At 50.4% G+C, this 22,705-nt stretch carries 20 protein-coding genes; 5 read left to right on the top strand and 15 right to left on the bottom strand.

The window, feature by feature from the left end; translation table 11 throughout:
- Positions 1-127: 127 nt before the first annotated feature.
- Positions 128-721, top strand: coding sequence for a GNAT family N-acetyltransferase (locus QOS46_RS05285; protein ID WP_283607831.1), 594 nt, complete (start codon positions 128-130; stop codon positions 719-721).
- On the opposite strand, the gene QOS46_RS05290 is transcribed toward QOS46_RS05285, so the two are convergent.
- Positions 690-1,934: a transglutaminase domain-containing protein gene (locus QOS46_RS05290; protein ID WP_283607833.1), complete on the bottom strand. Its 1,245-nt coding sequence runs from the start codon at positions 1,932-1,934 to the stop codon at positions 690-692. The genes QOS46_RS05285 and QOS46_RS05290 overlap by 32 nt on opposite strands.
- Positions 1,935-2,246: 312 nt before the next feature.
- Between QOS46_RS05290 and QOS46_RS05295 the strand changes: the two genes are divergently transcribed.
- Positions 2,247-2,960 (top strand): DUF554 domain-containing protein, encoded by a 714-nt coding sequence (locus QOS46_RS05295; protein ID WP_283607835.1) that lies wholly within the window; start codon positions 2,247-2,249, stop codon positions 2,958-2,960.
- Between the two features lie 51 nt (positions 2,961-3,011).
- Here QOS46_RS05295 and QOS46_RS05300 read toward each other — a convergent pair whose 3' ends face one another.
- A complete protein-coding gene (locus tag QOS46_RS05300; RefSeq protein WP_283607837.1) occupies positions 3,012-3,755 on the bottom strand; it encodes a GGDEF domain-containing protein in 744 nt (247 codons plus the stop codon).
- Between the two features lie 835 nt (positions 3,756-4,590).
- Between QOS46_RS05300 and QOS46_RS05305 the strand changes: the two genes are divergently transcribed.
- Together QOS46_RS05305 and QOS46_RS05310 are read left to right on the top strand one after the other, a co-directional pair.
- A complete protein-coding gene (locus tag QOS46_RS05305; RefSeq protein ID WP_283610775.1) occupies positions 4,591-5,388 on the top strand; it encodes a type III pantothenate kinase in 798 nt (265 codons plus the stop codon).
- 68 nt (positions 5,389-5,456) lie between these two features.
- Positions 5,457-6,107 (top strand): ECF transporter S component, encoded by a 651-nt coding sequence (locus QOS46_RS05310; RefSeq protein WP_283607839.1) that lies wholly within the window; start codon positions 5,457-5,459, stop codon positions 6,105-6,107.
- A gap of 150 nt (positions 6,108-6,257) precedes the next feature.
- Here the strand turns inward: QOS46_RS05310 and QOS46_RS05315 are convergent, their stop codons facing one another.
- The 5 genes from QOS46_RS05315 to QOS46_RS05335 form a co-directional block, all read right to left on the bottom strand.
- On the bottom strand, positions 6,258-6,578 hold the full coding sequence (locus QOS46_RS05315; RefSeq protein WP_283607841.1) for a DUF1540 domain-containing protein: 321 nt from the start codon (positions 6,576-6,578) through the stop codon (positions 6,258-6,260).
- A 54-nt stretch (positions 6,579-6,632) separates the two neighbouring features.
- Positions 6,633-8,351: an adenine deaminase gene (gene ade, locus QOS46_RS05320; protein WP_283607843.1), complete on the bottom strand. Its 1,719-nt coding sequence runs from the start codon at positions 8,349-8,351 to the stop codon at positions 6,633-6,635.
- A 280-nt stretch (positions 8,352-8,631) separates the two neighbouring features.
- A complete protein-coding gene (gene htpG, locus QOS46_RS05325; RefSeq protein ID WP_283610776.1) occupies positions 8,632-10,515 on the bottom strand; it encodes a molecular chaperone HtpG in 1,884 nt (627 codons plus the stop codon).
- A 208-nt stretch (positions 10,516-10,723) separates the two neighbouring features.
- Positions 10,724-11,908 (bottom strand): cation diffusion facilitator family transporter, encoded by a 1,185-nt coding sequence (locus QOS46_RS05330; protein ID WP_283610778.1) that lies wholly within the window; start codon positions 11,906-11,908, stop codon positions 10,724-10,726.
- 109 nt (positions 11,909-12,017) lie between these two features.
- Complete coding sequence (locus QOS46_RS05335; RefSeq protein ID WP_283607845.1) at positions 12,018-12,551, bottom strand: Fe-S-containing hydro-lyase; 534 nt, start codon at positions 12,549-12,551, stop codon at positions 12,018-12,020.
- A gap of 249 nt (positions 12,552-12,800) precedes the next feature.
- On the opposite strand from QOS46_RS05335, the gene QOS46_RS05340 reads away from it, so the two are divergent.
- Positions 12,801-13,445 (top strand): HAD family hydrolase, encoded by a 645-nt coding sequence (locus tag QOS46_RS05340; RefSeq protein WP_283607847.1) that lies wholly within the window; start codon positions 12,801-12,803, stop codon positions 13,443-13,445.
- A gap of 89 nt (positions 13,446-13,534) precedes the next feature.
- Here QOS46_RS05340 and QOS46_RS05345 read toward each other — a convergent pair whose 3' ends face one another.
- The 8 genes from QOS46_RS05345 to mraY form a co-directional block, all read right to left on the bottom strand.
- Positions 13,535-14,458: a magnesium transporter CorA family protein gene (locus QOS46_RS05345; protein WP_283607849.1), complete on the bottom strand. Its 924-nt coding sequence runs from the start codon at positions 14,456-14,458 to the stop codon at positions 13,535-13,537.
- Between the two features lie 391 nt (positions 14,459-14,849).
- Positions 14,850-15,290 (bottom strand): GNAT family N-acetyltransferase, encoded by a 441-nt coding sequence (locus tag QOS46_RS05350; RefSeq protein ID WP_283607851.1) that lies wholly within the window; start codon positions 15,288-15,290, stop codon positions 14,850-14,852.
- 256 nt (positions 15,291-15,546) lie between these two features.
- Entirely contained in the window at positions 15,547-16,659 is a 1,113-nt protein-coding gene (gene ftsZ / locus QOS46_RS05355) for a cell division protein FtsZ (protein WP_283607852.1), read from the bottom strand.
- A 217-nt stretch (positions 16,660-16,876) separates the two neighbouring features.
- Entirely contained in the window at positions 16,877-17,815 is a 939-nt protein-coding gene (locus QOS46_RS05360) for a cell division protein FtsQ/DivIB (RefSeq protein WP_283607853.1), read from the bottom strand.
- 42 nt (positions 17,816-17,857) lie between these two features.
- The gene (murA, locus tag QOS46_RS05365) at positions 17,858-19,123 is read right to left on the bottom strand and encodes a UDP-N-acetylglucosamine 1-carboxyvinyltransferase (protein WP_283607854.1); all 1,266 of its coding nucleotides are present in this window, start codon (positions 19,121-19,123) and stop codon (positions 17,858-17,860) included.
- A 65-nt stretch (positions 19,124-19,188) separates the two neighbouring features.
- Positions 19,189-20,310 carry an undecaprenyldiphospho-muramoylpentapeptide beta-N-acetylglucosaminyltransferase gene (murG, locus tag QOS46_RS05370; RefSeq protein WP_283607856.1) on the bottom strand — a complete coding sequence of 374 codons (1,122 nt, stop codon included), beginning with the start codon at positions 20,308-20,310 and terminating at the stop codon, positions 19,189-19,191.
- A gap of 14 nt (positions 20,311-20,324) precedes the next feature.
- On the bottom strand, positions 20,325-21,581 hold the full coding sequence (gene ftsW, locus QOS46_RS05375) for a putative lipid II flippase FtsW (protein ID WP_283607858.1): 1,257 nt from the start codon (positions 21,579-21,581) through the stop codon (positions 20,325-20,327).
- Between the two features lie 100 nt (positions 21,582-21,681).
- The gene (gene mraY / locus QOS46_RS05380) at positions 21,682-22,698 is read right to left on the bottom strand and encodes a phospho-N-acetylmuramoyl-pentapeptide-transferase (protein ID WP_283607860.1); all 1,017 of its coding nucleotides are present in this window, start codon (positions 22,696-22,698) and stop codon (positions 21,682-21,684) included.
- Positions 22,699-22,705: the final 7 nt, after the last annotated feature.

The raw sequence follows: 22,705 nt of genomic DNA on the forward strand, positions 1-22,705 counted from the left end.
TGTATACGACCTCAAAAAACTTGTTTTTCAAAATAAAAGAATTTATACTTGTAAAAATATAAATCTGTAACATCAAAAATGAACTGCAAAGTAAAAACAAAAGTTTAATACAAAGGAGATTAGAGTTATGGCACTGAGATTTGCTACTCCAGAAGATGCCCCTCGACTGATAGCAATTTATGCACCTTACATTTTAAATACCTGCATTACCTATGAATATACCGTCCCTTCCGTAGAGGAATTCGCAGAGAGAATTCGCACCATCAGCCGCAGAATGCCTTATCTGGTATACGAAAAGGACGGTATAATTCTTGGGTACGCATACGCTTCACCCCATATGACGCGGGCCGCCTACCAATGGGATGCAGAGCTTTCTATTTATATGGATGAACGCCACCACCGCAGCGGAGTTGGCAGAATGCTCTACAAGACACTAATTGCTCTACTGAAGGAGTTGGGCTACTACAACCTATACGCTTTGATTTCTATACCCAATGATCGCAGCATCGGTTTCCACCGCTCCTTGGGCTTTAAGCAAGTTGGCGTTTACCCCCACACCGGATATAAATTGGGCAGGTGGAACGACCTTGCGATTCTGGAGTACTGCACACAGCCGCAGCTGAAGCACCCCGTCCCAACAAAGTCTATTCACGACCTGCCCAAAAAACGGATTCAAGAAATATTAGAAACTACGCAGCGAGTGCCGCAGACTGTACTGTAATCGGCACGGTTTTCAGCCCGCCATCACTGGTAGTAACCAAAACGGTTGCGCTGCCGGCCCCTTGATACACTACTCGATATTTTTGGCCCCGCGGGTCATTCGCATTGACAAGCTGAACCGTGGCCACCGCCGGGTTTGAGGTGGTCACAGTGACCTGCGTCCCGGTCTGGTAGGGCTTCACAAGGAATTCGGAATAAGTACTTACGGTACCAGCCAGAGAGGAAATATCCAGCTGTGCGCCCCTTGCGATCGCTGTTCGCACCACACGATACTGTGACCAGTCGGTCACAGTATCGAACTGCGTGTTGACGGCTACATAACCCGCAGAATCCCAGGAATAATGCTGGTTCACTCCGCCGGTCATCGCGGTGTCGCTTTTGAGCAACGCATACGTCTGCACAACACCTGCCCGATCGGGAACCGGGTCATCCCAAGTAGCATCCACATGATACCACTCGTTGTTATACCGCACCATGTTCCATGCATGATTCATTGCCGTACTCTGCACCACAATGCCGGGAATACCAAGCTTCTGCATCATTAGCTGAAACGCAGCCGCATACCCTTGGCAAACTGCTTTTTGTTTCACCAGCGCTCCGTATGCCGTATACGAATCATGCGGGGCGCTATTTGTTTCTACACTGGTATCGTAGGAGCAGTTCAGCACCAGGTAATCGTGAATCGCCACAATCTGCTGCAGCTGCGTCATGTCTGAGGTAATCACCGAAGAAATCACCGCCTGAGCGGCCTGATTAATCTGGGCGGATTTCGCCGCCACCTCTTTTTGCGACACATTGTACTGAGGCCATAATCCATAGACTGTTTCCTGATTGTCAATTGTGTATTCATAAGAGATGACACTGGCAATCTGCGGATAATTGGTAAAGGAAGAGTAATTGAGGATTCGCAGCAGCTGATCCTTCGAAATCTGATACTTTCTTAAATCAAGCACGCTGACTCCGTTCATCAGCCCTTCGGAGATCACGGTCTCAGCCTCTTTGGCGTTTTGATCCATTGCCAAAAGAGAAATTGGCGTGGTCGACTGTGTTTGTTCGGAGGTACTCTGCAAATATTGAGGGACCGCGACTGTTTCTGTATGTAAAGCAGGAGTCTGCTGTGCCCCTGCAACAGCTGCCATGCTTCCCATCAGAGTCAGAGAAAGCACAAGACTGCAAATTTTCTTTTTCCAGTTTACCCTAAATAACGCATTCATTTGAAACACGTCCTTTCATGGTTATTATTCATATTTTAACAGACACAGAATTTGTGTAAAGGGTAAATTTATAAATTTTTGCTTTCTAATTGAATTTTAACCGCTTTGGGTTGTTTTTTGTGTTACAATGCCCTTGCGCCAGGTACGAAGTGAAGCTCAGGAGTCTGAGAGAGAATGAAAACAGGATAAGCTGCTGATCTACTCAAACTTCTGTGATAATAGAGACTTTAAAGCTTTATCATGTTATAATAAAACTCGTTCTGTTAAAACAAACTGGATCTACATAAAATTCTCGCCGAAAGGGTGCCTTACATGCTTGGAACCATCGTCAACACCGTCGCCATCGCTATTGGAGGAATTCTGGGCCTGCTGTTCCAAAAGCGGATGAATTCCCGGATTGAGGAAAGCCTGTACAAGGTTTTGGGGGTTGCGATCTTTATTCTTGGCATGAACGGTGTGATTAGCTCGATGTTCACAGTTAAGGACGGGCGCATTTCCAGCAGCGGAGAGCTTTTGCTGGTGATCAGCCTGGTGCTGGGCACAGTTGCGGGTGAGTTGTTAAAAATTGAAACTCGACTGAATTCTTTGAGCCAGAAAGTGGAAAAGAAGATGCAGCTTTCCGGGTTTTCCAGCGGATTCGTCGCCGCCTCAATCCTATACTGTGTTGGGGCCATGGCCATTGTAGGCGCAATCAACGATGGTTTACGTGGCGACAGCAGCACGCTGCTGGTGAAAAGCATACTGGACGGCGTTACTGCCATTATTATGGCATCTACCCTGGGTGTAGGCGTCATTTTCAGCTGTGTACCCGTTTTGTTGTACCAAGGCTCGATTGCTCTGCTTTCCGGGTGGATTGGCCCGGTCCTGACAGATGAACTGCTGAATCAAATCTGCATGGTGGGCTATGCCATCGTCATGTGCATCGGCATTAATTTCTGGGGAGTCAGCAAAATCAAAACCGCAAATCTTCTTCCCTCTATTCTGATTCCAATTTTATATTATGGAATCACTTCCCTGAACCTGTAAAAAATAAAGCCGGCGTCCCAACGGGACGCCGGCTTTATTTTTAGAAAACAGTTACGCTCCCGATGGAACAGCGATTCCATCCTCCACCAGATCGGTAACCGTCTGATTTTTTCCCTTTCGCTTGGCCTCATAAAGGGCGGCATCGGCCCGATTAAAAAGAGTGCTGCTTTCCTCCCCCGGCTGATACTGGGCGATTCCACCACTGAAGGTGACGTGTATCATTCCAATACAGGAAAGGCGGCTGTCGGAAAAATGCCGTCTGAGTTGTTCGATGCGTTCATCGGCCTGCTCACTCGTCATTCCTTTGAAAATGATGCCGAATTCCTCGCCGCCGTAGCGCGCCACGAATTCTTTTTTCGGCGAGAAAACCATCCCCATCAAATCGGAAAGCCCCTCCAGCACCTGATTCCCGGCAGAATGACCATAAGTATCATTAATCGCTTTAAAATTATCAATATCGAGAATTGCCATGGAGAAAACCTCATTCTGCTGCTCGGCAAACTCGACGCTCTCTTTGAGCTTATCGAAAAAGGTATGCTGATTATAAAGGTTTGTAAGAGGGTCCATTTTAACTCTGCGAGACAAAATCAGCTGCGCTTGATAGCTGGAAATCAGATCAGCTTTTCTCTCTTCAATATAAGTCATGATGATATTGGAAAGAAAACACGCAATCAGAACTAAAAAGAAAATCGCCGCGATGTTCCGAATCAGGAATGGATCGCCTTTCAGCAGAGAATATGAATGTGCGGCGCACATACTCATAACAGCCAGAGTGGCCGCATAAATAAAATACATTTTCTTCCTGCTGACAAAAACAGCCGACAGCACAACTGGCAAAACAAATACCGACAGTGCACTGACTAATGTGTAATGAACCCACACGGTGACAGCACAAAAGAGTATGGATGCACCAATCACGCTGTCGTTTTTACAAGCTTCCGTAACCGTTTTTTGGGTCTGAAGCATATAATTCAGCAGGAGACAGCTGTAATTCAAAAGAGAAGGAAAAAAAATATGCGTGCGAACAAACATATTACTGTCTTTTGGAAGCAAGTTTCCTGAATGAATCAAATAAAAATAAGAGGTGATCTCCAATAAAGTGACAGCGATTGCCATAAAGAAAAGAATACAGTTGATTTGTTTTCTCCATTTGGTGAGTTTCATGTCTGGCATTTTGATCCGCAACGTCAATCACTTCTCAGTCAATTTTTCCAATATTATATCATATGAGCCGCAATAAGAATAGGTCTTTCTGTCATTTTTTGTATCTAGATTAACATTTTTATCTTTAAAAATTCTCCAAAATTTCCAAAATGATGATAATTTATTACTAAAAAATACATATTGTATGATATTTTTCTCTCTTTTACAATACCTAATTCTACAATATCCGCTCGGTTAATTCGTGTATATTAATAAAATTTTTTTAAAATTATTACTATTATATAGGTTTATGCACAAACTAAAATATGATTTGCATAATCAAATCCTTGTCAAAATGATTGCATTCATTTGTTATTTAGTAAGATAAATGTGCCATTGAACATTTTATTGTTTCCTTCTGCAAGTCTTGCGGTAAGTGAAGCATTGTGCTATACTATGGATATTTTGAGGAAAGGAGGAAACAGCTATTTTATTAACGGTTGATATTGGGAATACCCATATTACACTGGGCGGCTTTGAGCAGGAAACCCTTGTGTTTGTTGCGAACCTGCTGACTAGCCCTTACCGAACGGAAGATCAATACGCTGTTGAACTGCTGCAGATTATGAACCTGCACCATGCGGAACCGAAAGAAGTAGACGGCATCGTCATTTCATCTGTTGTTCCCGAGGTGTCCGCCCCTATTCAGCAGGGATTATTGCGTATCTGCGGGGTACAGCCTCTGCTGCTCGGTCCCGGCGTAAAAACCGGACTGAACATTTTGATTGATAACCCGGCACAGCTGGGCACCGATATGGTAGCGGATGCTGTGGCTGCTATTGCCAAATACCCTTTGCCTTGCGTAATTTTTGATTTAGGCACCGCGACCACCGTCAGCTTTCTGGATAAAAAAGGAAACTATTTAGGCGGAATGATCTGTGCGGGCGTGAATATAATGCTGCATGCATTGACCACCCAGACCGCGCTGCTTCCTCACATCAGCTTGCAAAACCCGAACCACTTTATTGGGAAAAACACCGTGCAGTGCATGCAGTCTGGCCTGCTGTACGGTACAGCCGCCATGCTGGACGGCCTTGCTTCGCGCTTTGCCACGGAGCTGCACGAGCCGCCCACCCTAATTGCTACAGGCGGAATGGCCAATCTGGTCATGCAGAACTGCGAGAGTCCTTTTATTGTGGACAAGTATCTGCTGCTCGACGGCTTGCGGCTCATTTATGAAAAAAACCGCAAACCTTCCAAACCTCCCCGGTCAAAACAGGAGTAATCCCTGTCATTGATAAATCTTATGTGTTGCGCTGCATCCAAACATTGGAGCAGCAGCAAGGAGGAAACATGAAAGCAAACAAAAAGACCCTGTTCCTGGCACAATTCTCTATGCTTTTGGCAATCCAGATCGTCGTATGCTTTACGCCGCTGGGTTCCATCCCGATCGGCCCCATGGTCGCCACTCTTGCAGGTGTACCGGTTATTATTACCGCCATCATGCTTGGCACGAAGGCCGGCGCACTGATGGGCTTTTTCACCGGCCTCTTCAGCTTTTTAGTCATGACCTTCACGCCTCCGTCCCCTGTTGCATTCGTGTTCACGCCCTTCTACAGCATCGGCGAAGCCAAAGGCAACTTTTGGAGCCTTGTCATTTGCTTTGTGCCCCGTATTCTGATTGGCGTGGTAGCCGGCGTTGTGTTCCAGGCCCTGAGTAAGGCACTGAAGGGTAAGAAAAGCGCCAAGGTAATTCCCTATGTAGTCAGCGGAGTGTTGGGCAGCCTAACTGCCACCGTGCTGGTTTTGGGTGGAATTTACGTTTTCTTTGGGCAAGCTTATGCCTCAACCCTCGGAATGAGCTATGAGCTTCTGCTGGGAGCGCTCGGCGTCACCGTTGCTACTAACGGCCTTTTGGAAGCCGCCATTTGCGCGGTTGCCGCCTCCGCAGTGTGCTATCCCCTGCGCAGATACAGCACCTCTGCTCTGGCCGAATCAACATAACAGATCACGCACATAAAAACCAGCCTCGAGCGATATTTCCGCGCCCGGGGCTTCTTTTATAATTGATTGTCCCTTTCCCTCATCGAGTACGGGAGAAAATGAATCAAAAAGCCCACCGGCATGCAAGCCGGTGGGCTTTTTGATCAATGCTCAGGATTGCTGGAAGGTCATACAGCTGGTTTCGCCTTTTTCAGAAGCTCCGCTGCCGCTGATGCAAACATTGCTGGCCGCACAACTGCCGCCCGCGTTGTAGGAACAGTTTGTGGCGGTACAGTCCACCGGCATTGACTCGTTCGGAATTGAGCCGACCACCGCATTGGAAAATGCTCCCTCCTGCTGGGAAACATACGAAGAACAGCAGGTCTGTTCGACGCTGAAAGCCATTGCACCCGATACCTGAATATTGGACAGGCAGCAAAAATTAGCAGTATTATTTGCACAGGAATCTACGTGACACTCCAGTTTCGTCATAACGCAACACCTCATTTTTCATTGATGCTGCTAGTATTCACATGAACAGATTCCTTATGCGTTTTTTGACCTATTTTCTCCGGTTAGAAAACGGCTTTCTATCACGCTGAAAATGCCGCTGTCTGTCAGGCGGATTTCAGGAATGACACACAATGACAAAAATGAAAGGTTCTGGAACGGGTCGAGAGTTTCCGGTACACCCATGCTTCGGCACAGCGTTACCATTTCATGCTGAGCCGCGGCAACGTCCAGATCGGCCTGCTCTGTAAACAGGCCGGCTACCAGCAAAGGCAGCACCTGCAAAGCCTTGCCACCGGAGCATACCACATAGCCGCCCTGACAGGCGCGCAGTGCATCAATGGCACAAAGAATATCTGCATCGTTATCGCCGATCACAATTAGATTGTGGGAATCATGGGCAATTGTGGAAGCAATGGCACCGTTTTTCAGGCCAAAGCCCTTGACAACGCCTACCCCCAACTGGCCAGAACCGCTGTGGCGTTGCACCACCACCGCCTTAAGAAGATCACCCTCCGGCTCAAATACGCCATTTTCTCCGGGCAAATCTAAGCACTCCAGCCGGGTGAGAATCTCGCCGGGCACCAGTGTGATCACCGGAAATTCCTTCTGCGCGGGCAAAGCCAACTGCCCCGCCGAAATAGCGGGAACGCGTACACTTTGCGTCAGCTCCGGCTCCGCCATAGGCAGAGGAGTCCTGGTCATTCTCTCCGACGCGGGAACACCGTCCTTATAAACCTGGACAATTCGAAATTCTTCCAGATCATCCAACACAATCAAGTCAGCCCGGTAACCTGCGGCAACCGCACCCAGTTCCCGCAGGCCATAAAAGCGAGCCGGCTGAATGGTCGCGCAGCAAATTGCCGTAATCGGGTCGAGTCCCAGGCGGATGGATTTGCGGATGTTATGATCAATATGCCCCTGCCGCGCCACATCATCCAGATGCAGATCGTCAGTGCAGAAGGCGAAGCGGTCAAACGGCAAACCGTCTTTCAGTGCGCCGGACACGATTGCTTCCAGATTCCGCGCGGCAGAGCCTTCCCGAATCTGCACCAGAAATCCTGCCTGCACCCGTTCCAGAGCTTCCTCGTAGGTAGCGCATTCATGGTCGGTCTGTACCCCGGCCAGACGGTAAGCCTGCAGCTCATTGCCCGTAATCGACGGCGCGTGGCCATCAATTATGCCGTGCTGCATCAGCTCAATTTTCTTCAGCAGGTCTGCCTTCGCGCTCAGCACACCGGGGCAATCCATCACTTCTCCCAGTCCAAGTACACGGGGATGATGGCACAGGAGCTTCATCTGGGCAGCATCATATACGGCGCCGTTATGCTCCAAACTGTTGATGGGAACACAGGAGGGCAGCATAAAATAAATGTTGACGGGCACACCTTCGCTTGCGCGAAGCATGTATTCCATGCCCTGCTCCCCGGCAACATTCACGATTTCGTGCGGGTCGGCAATCACAGTAGTCGTTCCGTACGGCAGAACCTGCCGTGAAAACAGGCCGGGAGAGGTCATGGACGATTCGATATGTACATGGGCATCGATCAGACCGGGGCACACATAGCGCCCGGTGAGATTCACCTCGTGCCGGCCCCGGTATTCCCCAACGCCGACGATCCTTCCATCGTGAATCGCAACATCCGCAGTTCTCACGCGCTTTGAGAATACGTCCACTACATTCGCGTTTTTCAACACCAGCTCCGGCAGTTCGTTACCCAACGCATAAGGAACCCATTCTTTCTTTCGTTTCATCACATCTGCCCCCCTTTTTTCCGTTCGCTTGTGTTTCGGCTACAAGTCAACTATCCATCTTCCATCAAAACAGTGAATTATGCTTGTGCTATCTTCTCCGCCGCAGGCGGAAAAGATAGCACAATTATATTTCTAATCATTTAAAATTTTCCTTCCCCCGCTTTCGGCAGGGGAAGGAAATCATTATTTTACAATATTCAATCTGCTTTTGCCTATGATAGCACAGACAAACCGCTTTGACAAGCTGATCTTTCCAGAAAAAGGGGATGAAAACGGAGAATTACTCGGTCATCAGACCACAGATCTGATTGGAAAATGCTACGGGGTCTTCAATGCTGATGCCTTCGATCAGCATTGCCTGCGTATACAGGAGCTGCGCGTACTCCGCAAGCTTGTCCTGATTCGTTTCGTACAGCTTCTGCAAAACAGCAAACACCGGGTGAGTGGGGTTCAGCTCGAGAACGCGCTGAGCCTGTACCTTTTCGGCATTCGGCATGGCGTTAAGCACCTTTTCCATCTCCAGAGAGATGGCTCCCTCACTCGACAGGCAAACCGGGTGGGATTTCAGGCGCTGGGAAACGACGACGGATTTCACCTTGCCGTCAAGCGCCTTCTGCAGGAATTCCAGCAAATCCTTGTACTCTTCCTTCTGCTGATCGGCAGTCTTCTTTTCCTCTTCGGTTTCCAGACCCAGATCGTCGGAAGAAACGTTCTTAAACTCGTGACCGTCGTAGGCTTGCAGAATGCGCAGCGCAAATTCATCCACCTGATCGGTCAGGTACAGCATTTCTAGGCCTTTTTCGCGCAGAAGCTCCGTCTGCGGCAGCTGCTCGATGCGCGCTACACTCTCGCCGCTGATGAAATAGATGTCCTTCTGGTCTTCCTTCATCCGGCTCACATATTCTTTTAATGTAACCGGCTTTTTCTCGCTGGAGGAATAGAACAGAAGCAAATCCTGCAACAGCTCCTTATGCTGGCCGTAATCGGAATATACACCGTATTTCAACTGCAGGCCAAAGCTCGAAAAGAATGTCTCATAATCCTCGCGGCTGTTGTTCAGCATCGCTTCCAGTTCGGATTTAATCTTCTTTTCAAGCCGGCTTTCGATCAGCTTAAGCTGACGATCGTGCTGTAGCATCTCGCGGGAAATGTTCAGCGACAAATCCTGAGAATCGACCAGGCCGCGCACAAAGCTGAAGTAATCCGGCAGCAGATCGGCGCACTTCTCCATGATCATCACACCGTTGGAATAGAGCTGCAGACCCTTTTCGAACTCCTTGGTGTAGTAATCGTAAGGAGCCTTGGCCGGGAGGAACAAAAGGGCGTTATAGGTAGCGGTTCCCTCCGCGCTGGTATGGATGATGCGCAGAGGCGCTTCGTAATCATAGAACTTGTCGCGGTAGAACTGCTCGTACTCTTCTTTTGTAATCTCGTTCTTATTCTTGCGCCACAGAGGAACCATACTATTCAGAGTTTCATCCTCGCGGTAGGTTTCCGTTTCGTTTTCGGTTCCTTCCTTCTGGCGGTGCTTTTCCATTTCCATATGGATGGGGTAACGGATGTAATCGGAATATTTTTTCACAATGGAGCGAATGCGGTACTCCTCAAGAAACTCGTCGTAATTATCTTCTTCGGTAGAAGGCTTGAGGTTCAGGACGATCTTCGTACCGTGACCCTCTTTCTCGCAGGACTCAACCGTATAGCCCTCAACGCCCTTCGACTGCCAGCACCAGGCCTCTTCGCTGCCATAGGCACGGCTGTACACAGTCACACAGTCGCTGACCATGAACGCGGAATAAAAGCCTACTCCGAACTGACCGATAATTTCTACGTCATCCTTCTGCTCCATCTGCTGCTTAAAATTCAGCGAGCCGCTTTTCGCAATGACGCCCAAGTTATTTTCCAGCTCTTCCTTTGTCATGCCGCAGCCGTTATCCTCAATGGTAAGGGTGTGCGCGTCTTTGTCCGGCGTGATGCGGATGTAAAAATCATCGCGATTCAGACCCGTGTCACCATCCTGCAGAGTTCTGTAATACAGCTTATCAATCGCATCGCTGGAGTTGGACAAAAGCTCACGCAAAAAGATTTCGCGGTGCGTATAAATGGAATGAATCATCAATTCCAGCAATCGTTTTGATTCCGCTTTAAATTGCTTCATATCGATTTCCCTTTCCGTACAAATAATAAATTGATACTAATCTACAATGACGATGGAACAACGAGAACTTAACCATATCTCTCCCGCCTTCGGCGGGAGAGATATGGTTAATAGTATTCCATAGTCAAATGATTAGAGTTAGCACTCTAATGGTTAAAGTGCTAACTCTATAATAATACAATAATGGACAAAAAACAAGTCTAAAATGTAAATTTTACCTCTCTCGCGCAGGCGGAGAATCATCGTGATCTACCGTAATAATTGGCTCGCACTGCGGCTCCTGTGATTTGATTCGCTCGTTCAGGTACTCCGTCAGGCGCTTGTCGCTCCAGGAAAAGCGGTAAGGTACGACGATGTCGAAAATAACGCGAGAGTCCTCGGGCTTCCACACTGCCTGAAAATCGTGCATCGTGACTTCGTCTGAAATAGCCCGCAGGCTTTCTTCCACATAGATTTTCAGCCGGTTGGCTCGCTCGTCATCTGTTACCACCGGGTCCAGGTGAATCACCAGGTGAATATTGCTTTCAGCAAGAAAGTCGCGCTCGATTCGGTCGATGATCTCGTGGCTTTCCACAATATTGTGGTCGGCACGCATTTCGCAGTGAACCGAGGCAAAGCAGCGATCGGGCCCGTAGTTATGAATGTTCAGATCATGCAGACCAATAATGCCGGAATAAGATAGAATTCTGCGGTAAATGTCGTCCACCATCTCTTTACTGGGTGCAAGACCCAGGAGAGGATTCGCGGTTTCTACCACCAGGCGGAAGCCGGCAATTAAAATGAACACCGCAACGCCGAGGCCGAGCCAGCCGTCGAGCTGCCAGCCGGTAAAATAAGAGAGTACCAGACCAATCAGCACCGCACCGGTAGAAAGCACGTCGTTCCGGCTGTCCTGCGAGCTGGCAAGCAGCGCGGTGGAATCGATGGTACGGCTGATCTTTCGATAAAACAAACATTGCCACAGCTTAAGCAGCACCGATGCAATTAATGCGATCAGCATCGCCATACCGAATTCAGTGGGGCTTGGGTTCAGAATTTTGCCAATGGAGGTCTGCGCAAGCTGAAATCCCACCATTACCACCAGAAAAGAAACTACCATACCGGCAATATATTCAATCCGCGCGTGGCCGTATGGATGCTCGGCATCCGCAGGCTTTGCGGAAAGATGGAACCCGAACAGGGTCACCAGTGAGGAAGCGGAATCTGTTAGGTTGTTGAACGCGTCCGCCATGATGGCGATACTGTGAAATACAAGTCCGGTAAGCAGCTTGACGAAAAACAGAATCAGGTTGGTTGCAACACCTACCCATCCGGCCAGCTTGCCATACCGTTCCCGCACCTGGGCGCGATTTTCGTTTTCCGGGTCGCGGATAAACAGACGGATCAGCAGCTTTGTCATCAAAAGGCTCCTTCCTTTTCACTATACGAAAATAATGGTACAAATAGTATGATACAAGTACAGCAGTATCTTTCCCCGCCTACGGCGGGGAAAGATACTCACCAATATTTTATATTTCTGAAAACAGGCTGTTGCCCTCGGAATCGATCGCCACAACGAGCGGCAGGTCGCACAGCTCCAGCCGTTTGACGGATTCACAGCCCAGATCGTCAAACGCCACCACCTGCAGAGACTTCACGCACTGAGCGGCCAGCGCCCCGGCACCGCCGATGGCACACAAATAAATCGCCCCGTTGCGGCGGATGGCATCCACTACCTCCTGCGAACGGTTGCCTTTGCCAACCATTCCTGCCAGACCCAGATCGAGCAGACGCGGCGCAAACGGATCCATCCGGCCCGAGGTAGTCGGCCCGCAGGAACCGATCGCCATGCCTTCCGGCGTGGGGGTGGGGCCGGCATAGTAAATCACGGCACCATCAATCGAAAACGGCAAGGGCTTCCCCTCCTCCATCAGCGTGAACATCCGCTTATGCGCGGCGTCGCGCGCCGTATATACCGTGCCGGAAAGCAAAACCTGATCCCCGGCTTTCAAAGTTACAGCCTGTTCCTTTAAGTGTTCGGTGTTCAGCCTGATTTTTTCCAAAACAACTCTCTCCTTTATCGTAACCCGCTCCGGCGCAGTTGCATTCTACGCCAAAGATGCGGTAAGAAATCTCTGTTTTTCTGCGAATACGCTGAATTTTGGAAAGTGGTTTGCTTCCAAAATAAAATGCGGTATAATGGCTATATTGAGGCTGTTATTTCGGTACCTTGAAATGATCCTGGCACCGGTGGCCCCGTTTTTATATGCAGGCATTCTGCATCACTTCAACCAACAGAAAGGACTGCAAGCATGGCAACACCAGAAAAGCTGATCGTTTTTGATTTAGATGGCACTCTCCACCGAACCGACGTATTCGCCGTAAAAATTCACCAGATTGTGCAGGGAGAGCTTGAATACCCTGTGCAGACCCCAGAAGAAATTCGGAACACGTTCGGTATGCCCGCAAAGGAATACCTGCCCGCCCTCTTGCCCGGCTCTGATGAGGCAACCCAAAGGCACTATGTTCAGCGGGTCCTCGAGCTGGAAAACGAATACCTGCATCTGGCTGAAGCCTATGACGGCAGCGCGCAGATGCTCCGTCAGCTTCGTGCGGACGGGTGGGTTACGGCAATATGCTCGAACTCCTCCGTTCGGTACATCAGCGCCGTGCTGAATGCCATTCAACTGGATACACTGATCGACGAGATTCAGCCGCTGGAGCCGGATTCACACGAAAAAGCCGAGAGCCTCGCCCGGCTGTTAGGGCGCGTGCAGCCCCAAAAAGCGCTGATGGTAGGTGACACCATCTTTGACCTGGATGCCGCTCGCAAAAACAACCTGCCGTTTATCGGCTGCCTGTATGGCTTTCGCCCCACAGAAATGGCCGCGGCCGACAAGAAGGTAGCGACCGTGTCGGAAATTCCGGCGGCTGCGCAGGAGTTGCTGTTCTCTTGAATCTCAGTGATTACAGTGCTGATCTTATACAAAGGGGAGCCGAAAACGGCTCCCTTTTTTTGTGCTACCGGGAACACTCCACACGGCAGCTACAGCATATTCTTTTTGTGCAGGAAATATGCCGCAACCAACATGCAGACCATTGCCATCGCAACCGGAAACCAGAATTCAGGGAGAGGCAGACCATTTACGTTCATGCCGTACATGCTGGAAATAACGGTCGGGATGGAAATAATCAGTGTGATGGAAGCTAACACCTTCATCACAATGTTCAGATTGTTTGAAATGATCGATGCAAACGCATCCATGGTGCCAGACAAAATGTTCAGGTGGATGTTCGACATTTCAATGGCCTGCTTGACCTCAATCAGCACATCCTCGAGCAAATCCTGATCCTCTTCGTACAGGCGAACAGCGCGGCCGCGCATAATCTTTTCAATTGTGATCTCATTCGCTTTGAGCGAGGAAGAAAAGTAAACCAGCGATTTTTGAATACTCAGCAAATGGAACAGCTCTGAGTTTTTCATCGATTTACGAAGCTCCGCTTCCACCTGCATGCTGATTTTATCAATCTGCTTCAAATACTGCAGGTACCGGGTGGCCACCCGCAGCATGATATTCAAAATAAAGCGGGTTTTTAGATTCGTCTGAACGCCCTTAACAACACCTTCGGAAAATTCGTTCAGCAGCGGATTTTCGCGCGTCACGATCGTGATCACGCTTTTTTCCGTCAGAATGATACCGAGCGGCATAGTGGTATACACCAGCCCATCCTCGGTTTTTTCCACGCTGGGAATATCGATGATGATGAGGGTATTGCCGTCTTCCGAATCGATATGCGAGGATTCCTCTTCATCGGTCGCGGCGCGAAAGAAATCCGGCTCAATCGAAAAGTCACGGATCAGCCCGTTGATTTCTTCGTCTTTCAGTGCAATACAATGAATCCAGCAGCCCGGCTCGTATTCCGGAATCATCTGAATTTTGCCATCAATGGTTTTATAGTAGGACAGCATTGGCACTCAACTCCTGACTGCGCGCAAATGCTCCCCTGCACTCAAAAGCAAAGGCCGCACCGCGCGCTGATTTTTCGTATGGGATAATCGCCCAAAGGGTCCGCTTTCACGATGCCGCCTCCTTTAAATGGAATTTTTCATTTTGACCCAAGTGTAATTATAGCACAATAAACCGAGATTGCAAGAGAAATCGAGGCTTTTCGGACTGTCTTGCCCAAAATTCAGTTAATTCGGACTTTTTAGAGCTTTTTTGCCCGAATTTCCTGAAATTTATAGTAACACCGTATGGATAAGCACTCGATTACTTCCCCGCCAAAGGAGGAAGATGAAATCGCTGTTTTCATAGAATCTTCCTGTGAATGCAACTTCACTCTCAGGTAAAAACAACGAATTACAGATTTGCAGTAAAGCTGTACCCGTGCCGCTCAAAGCCCAGAGATTCATAAAAATGATGTGCTCTCTCACGTTTCACATTGCTGGAAAGCGCCACCTTATAACAGCCGGCTTCTTTCCCACGCTCCAGCGCAAAACGGATCATTTGCTCCCCGATGCCCTGCCCGCGGCATTCCTCCCGCACAACCACGTCTTCGATCACACCGGCAAAATCCCCGCTCAGACTCTGCAGGATGGCGAGAGAAAAGGTTCCCACCACACGGTCGCCGATCAGAGCCACAAACACCTTGTAGTACGGATACTGTTCCATTTCCTCAAGAATGCGCTCCGTCTGCTCCATTGGAATGGGTTCCCCGTCATGGAAAGCCGGCTGGTAATAGAGTTCCCGAATTGCCTCCAGATCATCACGCCGCACCTCTCGAATCGTCACTTTTTCCATGATTTCGCCTCCTGTTTACTTCAATAATTCTCTCCGCCCATGTCATTTTGATAAAGCGCCCGTTTTCCCGTGTTATTGATCTTACACCCATTTTTATGTTTTTATTCCACGAAAAACAGGACAGAGAAGCTTACCCTGTCCTGTTAGATCATTTTTTGAAAGTACTCTTTCCGAATACTTTATAGCACAGCTGTCCTTCTCCCGCAGAAGACGGGGGAAGAAATTAAAATCTTATTTATTATAACATTACAATCAATCAGCGGTTGAAGATCGACATAATATCGGTGAAGGTATCGTCCTCATCGAGCCCGGTCGTCTTCTCTACACGCCCCTGCTGCGGACGGGCCGCACCACCGGAAGTAGGCGTGCCGGTTTTAGACGCAGGGCCGGCAGCAACCTGTGCGGACGTGCCGTCGTGTGTGGCAAAACCGGTAGCGATGACCGTTACGCTCATTTCGTCCTCCATGGACTCATCAAACGCGGTACCCCATATGATATTGGCCTCTTCGTGAGCCTGCTCCTGAATCATGCTGGCAGCTGTTTCAATTTCGTCCAGCCCGATGTCGGGAGAAGAGGTAATATTGATAATAACGCCCTTCGCGCCGCTGATAGAGGTTTCGAGAAGCGGGCTGGAGATTGCCATGCTGGCGGCAAGCTGCGCCTTCTCTTTACCGGAGGCACGTCCTACACCCATGTGCGCATAGCCGGCGTCCTTCATCACGGCACAGATATCCGCAAAGTCCAGATTGACAAGGCCAGGCAGCTTAATCAGATCCGAAATGCTCTGCACACCCTGACGCAGAACATCGTCCGCGATGGTAAACGCGTTGAGCAGGGTAATCCGCTGCTCACTGACCAGCTTAAGGCGCTCATTCGGGATTACAACAAGAGAATCAACATGCTCACGCAGGGCGGAAATTCCACCTTCTGCCTGCTCCATGCGGCGCTTCCCCTCAAAGCTAAAGGGCTTCGTCACAATGCCGATGGTCAGGATGCCCATGTCCCGCGCAATCTCCGCAACGATTGGGGCAGCGCCCGTGCCCGTACCGCCGCCCATACCGGCGGTGATGAACACCATATCACTTCCGCGCAGAACAGCCGCAATTGCCTCGCGGCTCTCTTCTCCGGCCTTCTGCCCAATTTCGGGTTTGGAACCGGCGCCTTTTCCGTGGGTAATTTTATCGCCGATCTGGATTTTTTGCATCGCCTTAGAACGGAACAACGCCTGCTTGTCCGTATTTACTGTAATAAACTCAACACCCTGAACCCCCGAGACCACCATGCGATCTACCGCGTTGTTTCCGCCGCCGCCAACACCAATCACTTTTATCTGCACGATGTTGTCTTCATTATCAATTTCAAAAGGCATCTGCTGCATCCCCCTGTCGTTTTATATAAAAAAGAATTATAATCCATGAAAAGTAAAACCAGTTTCTCGATTCGGGCAGAACTGCAATCCCCATTCCGCCCTCCTATTTGCTATCTTATATAATTTAACACCTTTCCGGCAAAATTTCAATAACTTGTCCTTGTATTCACAGAAAATTAAGAGGATTTCCTTCTCTGGAAAGAATTACCAGACAAAATTAGGTGCCGGAAGAAACAGAGGAAGCAGATGGTGCGGAGGACGATAAAGCCTGCGAGGCTGCAGCCGCCTGAGCCGGAGTACTGGAAATCACCCCATTAGGGTCAAAATAGGCCCGATCATCTTCTTTTGCGCTGCTCAGGTTCAGAACACCCTTCTCCTCTTTGCCGATATTGTCTTCTCCCTCGGCGTTCTTGCCGCCCAATATTGTCTTTCCAAACCGGATCTTATAATCTAAATCAGCTGAGGAACCCAGATTCATTGTGATTCTTCCGTCGTACACCATCAAAATACGGTAAGGGTCGCTGATGTCGATTTTGGTGATCGAAGCGAGTGAATTGTTTTTGATCGCCGCCGCGAGCTGCTCATACAGCGCCTTGGAGGAGGACTCCTTATAAACTGCCTGTTTGCCCGGTGCCGAAGAAGACAGGGCCAGTCCAACAATCATAGTGCATTTTTCGGGCAGCTGCTTGGTCTGCTCCAGCACCTTGCCCGAAGCGGTGAGGAGGACATAGGTTCCGTTTGTTTCCACAGCTCCGGCCACCTGCGCGGACTCCACCTGAATCGAAATTTCTGCCGGGAGCCTGCGGGACACCTTCACTCGCCCAATGTATGGGAGCTTTTGGCCAATGGCGGATTCCGCCTGCTTTGTTTTTGCCAAAAACAGATTTTCGCCCTCTTGAATGCCGCACGCAGAAATAATCTGCTCCTGGGAATAGCGGGAGGTGCCCGTTACCTGTATGGAATGAATCTGAAACAGCACGGTGAGCGAAAGCGTCACGGCCGCCCCCAGCACTACCAGGAACAAAAGAACATAGAATATTCGAAGCTTTCTCTTTCGTTTTTTCTGCCGTACCCGCGGGGCGCCGCTGCTCTCGGCATGGCGCGCCCGTTCTGTTTCCGGCCGGGTATCCGGTTTTCTGCGTCTTTTCTGATCCATTCTTTGAAACCTCCGGAAACCGGGGGTTTTGATAACCCCGTTTTAATCAATCCTTTGAATCGAGGCGCCCACCGCGGCAAGGCTTAGCTCCATTTGCTCATAGCCTCTGTCGATGTGCCGCAAGCCTTCCACCTGCGTGATTCCCTCTGCCGCAAGGCCCGCGATCACAAGAGCGGCTCCTCCCCGCAGATCGGGAGATTCTACCGATGCGCCCGAAAGTCTTGGCACTCCCTGCACTACGGCCACGCGGCCCTCTACCTTTATGTTCGCGCCCAAGCGCAAAAGCTCGCCGACATGCTTATACCGGCTCTCAAAAATATTCTCTACAAACACGCTTGTTCCGTTCGCCAAAGCAGTCATTGCCATCACCGGGGCCTGCGCGTCGGTGGGAAACCCCGGGTACGGCATGGTGCGCACGCTTTTGACCGGTTGAAGCCGCTGGGGCGCCGTAATTTTCAGCTCATCCTCACAGAACATCAGTCCGCAGCCACTTTCCTCAAAGACCGGGATCATCGGCTCCAAGTGGCGGGGATCAATCTTGCGGATTAACAATGCACTGCCGGTGGCCGCCGCCGCCGCCATATAGGTTGCCGCCGCAATACGGTCGGGGATCACGCTGTGCTCGCAGCCGGAAAGCTTCGCCACACCCTCAATCACAATCGTGCTTTCCCCCGCACCGTGAATTTTGGCGCCGCACGCGTTGAGGAAGTTCGCCAAATCACAAATCTCGGGTTCACGTGCCGCGTTGGTAATCATGGTGGTTCCTTTGGCACATACCGCCGCAATCATCACATTCTCCGTAGCACCCACGCTGGGGAAGGAAAACCCGATTTTTGCCCCCTTCAGGCCACCGGGGGCACTGCAGTTCAGGCACCCGTGATCCTCCTCGATCTCGACTCCCATGCGGCGAAGCGCCGCCAGATGCAGGTCGATCGGGCGCGGCCCCAGTTCACAGCCGCCGGGGAACGACAGCTTGGCGTGTTCTGTTCGGGCTACAATGGCCCCTAAAAACACAATGGAGGACCGCATCTCTCTCATCAGATAATCCGGAATATCGCTGTGTCTGATTCCTGAAGAATCAATGGTCACATCTCCGCCGCTGCGGCTGACCCGGCAGCCCAAGTACCGAAGAATCTTCGCACAGGTTTCCACATCTGACAAAACAGGGCAGTTATGTAACACCGTCTCTGTGTTACAGAGCATGGACGCCGCCAAAATGGGCAGAGTGCTGTTTTTCGCCCCATGGACAAGAATTTCCCCCTGTAACCTTTTGTGCCCTTCTATCAAAAATTTTGCCACATCAAACACCCTTTCTTGCCTATTGTGCTTTGCTATATTATGCAAAAGCAACTCGGGTGTGTGACAGGGGACAACTATGTCGTATGCAGCGTTTCGAGCATAATTGTGTAGATTCTTTCGCTGGCATCTAAAATAGCCATTTTTTTTGCGTTTTTACCCAGCTCCTGTACGCCGCCGGCAGACGAAAACGCCTGTTCGGCCATGCGCAGCAGCGCCCCGGAGGAGAGGTCCTTTTCCTCCAAAAGTAACGCAGCCTTCCGGCGCACCAGCGCCATCGCGTTGTGGTATTGGTGATTTTCCGCCACATTCGGCGAGGGAATCAGAATTGACGCCTTGCCCTGTGCCTGCAGCTCACTGAGAGTAATTGCTCCAGCCCGGCAGATGATCAGATCCGCCGCCGCCATACACTCCGGCATATTGCGTATGTATTCTTTGAGCTGAATGTTTTTTGCGGACCCTAAATCCAGACCTTTTTCGCGCAGAAGCTCCGGCAGCCAGCTGCCATTCTGCCCGTAGCCGTGAATATGCTGATATTTTTGATTCTCCGCGCTGGAAAGCAACAGCCCCACCACCGCTTCGTTGATGCTTCTCGCACCGAGGCTGCCGCCAAACGACAGAATCAGGGGACGTTCGTCCAACCCGAGCGCTCGGCGGGCTCGTTCCCGGTCTGCCCGCAGAATCTCCTGCCGCACTGGATTGCCGGTCACCGTACACTGTGCGTCAGAAGCCATGTACTGCCTGGCATCCTCTACCGCCAGCATCACACGGTCCACCTTGCCGGAAAGAACCTTGTTTGTAACACCCGGGTACGCGTTCTGCTCATGAATCAGAGCGGGAATACCCATGCGCACCGCCTCGCGGATCACCGGGCCGCTGACATAGCCGCCCGTACCGATACACAGATCGGGAGCAAAATCACGCAGGATTTGTTTCGATTCAGCGGTAGCCGTGACAATGCGTACCAGTGTTTTCGCGTTGCGCACCATGGCCTTCATCGTCAACCTGCGCTGAAAGCCGGAAATGGTAATGTTTTGAAACGGAAAGCCCGCTTCCGGCACCAGGCGTTCCTCCATCCCCCCCTTGGCGCCCACATATAAAATCTGAGCATCCGGCTGCTGCTCACGCAGATAACCAGCAATGGCAAGAGCAGGATTGATATGCCCGGCGGTTCCGCCACCGGCAAATAAAACCTTCATTGTGGAAAAGCCCCCTAAGTTTTTTCAATCGCTGACGTTCGTGAAATAGACAGCACCACGCCCATCTGCGCTAAAAGCAACACCAACGACGTACCCCCATAGCTGAAAAATGGCAGGCTGATACCGGTGTTGGGAATTGTATTGGTGATAACCGCGATATTCAGAACCACCTGCAGACCAACCTGCAGCGTAAGGCCGATACCAAGCAGCATCCCAAACTTATCCTTTGCCTTGAGCGAAATCGTCACCCCGCGCCAAACCAGCAGCGCAAACAGGATCACGATGATGAGCGCACCAATAAAGCCCAGCTCCTCACAGACGATGGCAAAGATAAAATCGTTCTGTGGTTCGGGCAAATACAGATATTTTTGCCGCGACTGCCCAAGGCCGAGACCCAGAAGGCCGCCGGAACCAATGGCATACAGCGACTGGCGCGTCTGCCAGGTATCTGCCAGAAGCGCTTTCTCTGTGGTAAACGGATCCAGCCACGCGACAACGCGATCGTTTGCGTAGCTGAATTCCGACGTAAACAATACAAGGTACGCGATTCCGGCCAAAGCCATGCCGAACGCCGCGCCGAACCACCGCAGCGGCACACCGCCAATAAACAGCATCATTCCCGCCAAGGCGATAATGATGATTGCCGCGGAAACGTGCGGCTCGCGGATTAACAGCAGCACTGTAATGGCCAGCAGAATGACATACGGAAGCACGCCGTAGCGGGCGGTATCCATACGCTTAAAGTTGATCGAGATGAGGTGTGCAAAGCACAGCGTCATGGCAAACTTTGCGATTTCCGACGGCTGAAAGCCAAACAGCCCCAGGTTGATCCAGCGGTGCACTCCTTTAACGGCAGGCAGAAACAGCACCACCACCAAAAAAGCGTAGCTAACGATCAACAGGGGAATGGCAAACCTGTGTAAATGATGATAGTCAAAATAAGAGATCAGCAGCATCAGAATCACACCCAGCACGGCAAATGCCACTTGGCGGATGATGAAGTAGTAGCTGTTCCCATAGTTATAGTAGGCGTAGGCGTAACTGGCGGAAAACAACATTACCAGACCAATGACAACCAGTACCAGCACCAGAAACAAAAATGGCATATCGAGACCGGATCGCACCGAAAAAATCCGGAACTTTTTTCTGACTCGTTTGGCTAAGGGCGTCGCCTTTGCGGCCGCCGGCTGCTCCGGCGCTTTCCCCTGTGTGTGCGGCTTTCTAGGCTGGCGCGGCTGCGGCACCGGATTCCTTCTGTTTTCTCCGGACATCGACACCCCTCCTTTTTCACGAAATACATCTTAGCACATCTGCACGCCGCAATCTGTCAAAGCGTGCCGACAAAGCGGAGGCCATACCCCCCATTGGCACTTACAGACCCTTCAGCACACTGTACAATGCTAGCGTTCCGCCAGCGAGTGTCACCAGAGAAAACACAAGGCAGATTTTGATTTCACTCCACCCGCACATTTCAAAATGATGATGAATCGGACTCATTTTAAACAGCCGCTTCCCATGCGTCGCCTTAAAATAGCTGACCTGAAGCACCACGGAAAGAATCTCACAAAGATAAACAATCCCGATTGGGAGGAGAAGAATCGGCAAATTTAAGCCAAAACCGAGCGCACAGACCATCCCGCCCAAAAATAGGGATCCGGTATCGCCCATAAAAACCTTTGCCGGGTTAAAGTTCCAAAGCAGGAAGCCCAGACAGCCGCCCGCGAGCGCGCCCGCGACAATACCAAGGCCGTTGAGGGCCAGCACACCGGAAATCACCAGAAAGGCCAAAGCGGCAAAAAAGGTGACCGAAGAATTCAGACCATCGATTCCGTCGGTAAAATTGACCGCATTCACCACACCGACAATCACCAGCAGTGCCAGCACCCAGTACAGCATGCCGAGATTAATGCTGCCGACAAACGGAATCAGTGTGGAGGAACCCGCACCGGAAAGATACAGCGCTGCAAGGTACGCCCCGGCAGCCAAAAACTGCAGAACCAGCTTCTGCCGCGCGGTAAGACCGAGGTTTCGCTTCTTTACCACTTTGATATAATCGTCAAAAAAGCCGATCGCACCAAACGCCAGAGCCATGCCCAGTCCACCGTAAACTCGCGTTCTCATATTCAGCGGCTCCAAAAGAGATCCTCCCGCGCTGCCGTTCAGGTAATAGACGGGGATAAAAATCGCGATTGCCGCCGTGATTCCCAGAATAAACATGATCCCGCCCATGGTGGGGGTACCCTGCTTCTTTTTATGCCACTTGGGGCCATCCTCTAAGATTGTCTGCCCGAAATGCAGCCTGCGCAAAAAAGGAATCAACCATTTGCCCGATATTCCGGTAATGAGAAATGCTGTTACTGCCGCTGCTCCTATTTCAAACCCTGCCATCTACTGT

It is taken from the genome of Faecalispora anaeroviscerum (assembly GCF_947568225.1).
In the GTDB taxonomy this organism is placed as follows: domain Bacteria; phylum Bacillota; class Clostridia; order Oscillospirales; family Acutalibacteraceae; genus Faecalispora; species Faecalispora anaeroviscerum.

Coding starts and splice junctions, on each gene's coding strand:
- QOS46_RS05330 (WP_283610778.1), bottom strand. CDS start 11,908: ATGACAAAGCTGCTGATCCGTCTGTTTATCCGCGACCCGGAAAACGAA.
- QOS46_RS05310 (WP_283607839.1), top strand. CDS start 5,457: ATGAAAGCAAACAAAAAGACCCTGTTCCTGGCACAATTCTCTATGCTT.
- QOS46_RS05300 (WP_283607837.1), bottom strand. CDS start 3,755: ATGTATTTTATTTATGCGGCCACTCTGGCTGTTATGAGTATGTGCGCC.
- ftsZ (WP_283607852.1), bottom strand. CDS start 16,659: ATGCCTTTTGAAATTGATAATGAAGACAACATCGTGCAGATAAAAGTG.
- QOS46_RS05290 (WP_283607833.1), bottom strand. CDS start 1,934: ATGAATGCGTTATTTAGGGTAAACTGGAAAAAGAAAATTTGCAGTCTT.
- mraY (WP_283607860.1), bottom strand. CDS start 22,698: ATGGCAGGGTTTGAAATAGGAGCAGCGGCAGTAACAGCATTTCTCATT.
- murG (WP_283607856.1), bottom strand. CDS start 20,310: ATGAAGGTTTTATTTGCCGGTGGCGGAACCGCCGGGCATATCAATCCT.
- ftsW (WP_283607858.1), bottom strand. CDS start 21,581: ATGTCCGGAGAAAACAGAAGGAATCCGGTGCCGCAGCCGCGCCAGCCT.
- ade (WP_283607843.1), bottom strand. CDS start 8,351: ATGAAACGAAAGAAAGAATGGGTTCCTTATGCGTTGGGTAACGAACTG.
- QOS46_RS05295 (WP_283607835.1), top strand. CDS start 2,247: ATGCTTGGAACCATCGTCAACACCGTCGCCATCGCTATTGGAGGAATT.
- QOS46_RS05360 (WP_283607853.1), bottom strand. CDS start 17,815: ATGGATCAGAAAAGACGCAGAAAACCGGATACCCGGCCGGAAACAGAA.
- QOS46_RS05345 (WP_283607849.1), bottom strand. CDS start 14,458: ATGCTGTCCTACTATAAAACCATTGATGGCAAAATTCAGATGATTCCG.
- QOS46_RS05340 (WP_283607847.1), top strand. CDS start 12,801: ATGGCAACACCAGAAAAGCTGATCGTTTTTGATTTAGATGGCACTCTC.
- QOS46_RS05285 (WP_283607831.1), top strand. CDS start 128: ATGGCACTGAGATTTGCTACTCCAGAAGATGCCCCTCGACTGATAGCA.
- QOS46_RS05350 (WP_283607851.1), bottom strand. CDS start 15,290: ATGGAAAAAGTGACGATTCGAGAGGTGCGGCGTGATGATCTGGAGGCA.
- QOS46_RS05315 (WP_283607841.1), bottom strand. CDS start 6,578: ATGACGAAACTGGAGTGTCACGTAGATTCCTGTGCAAATAATACTGCT.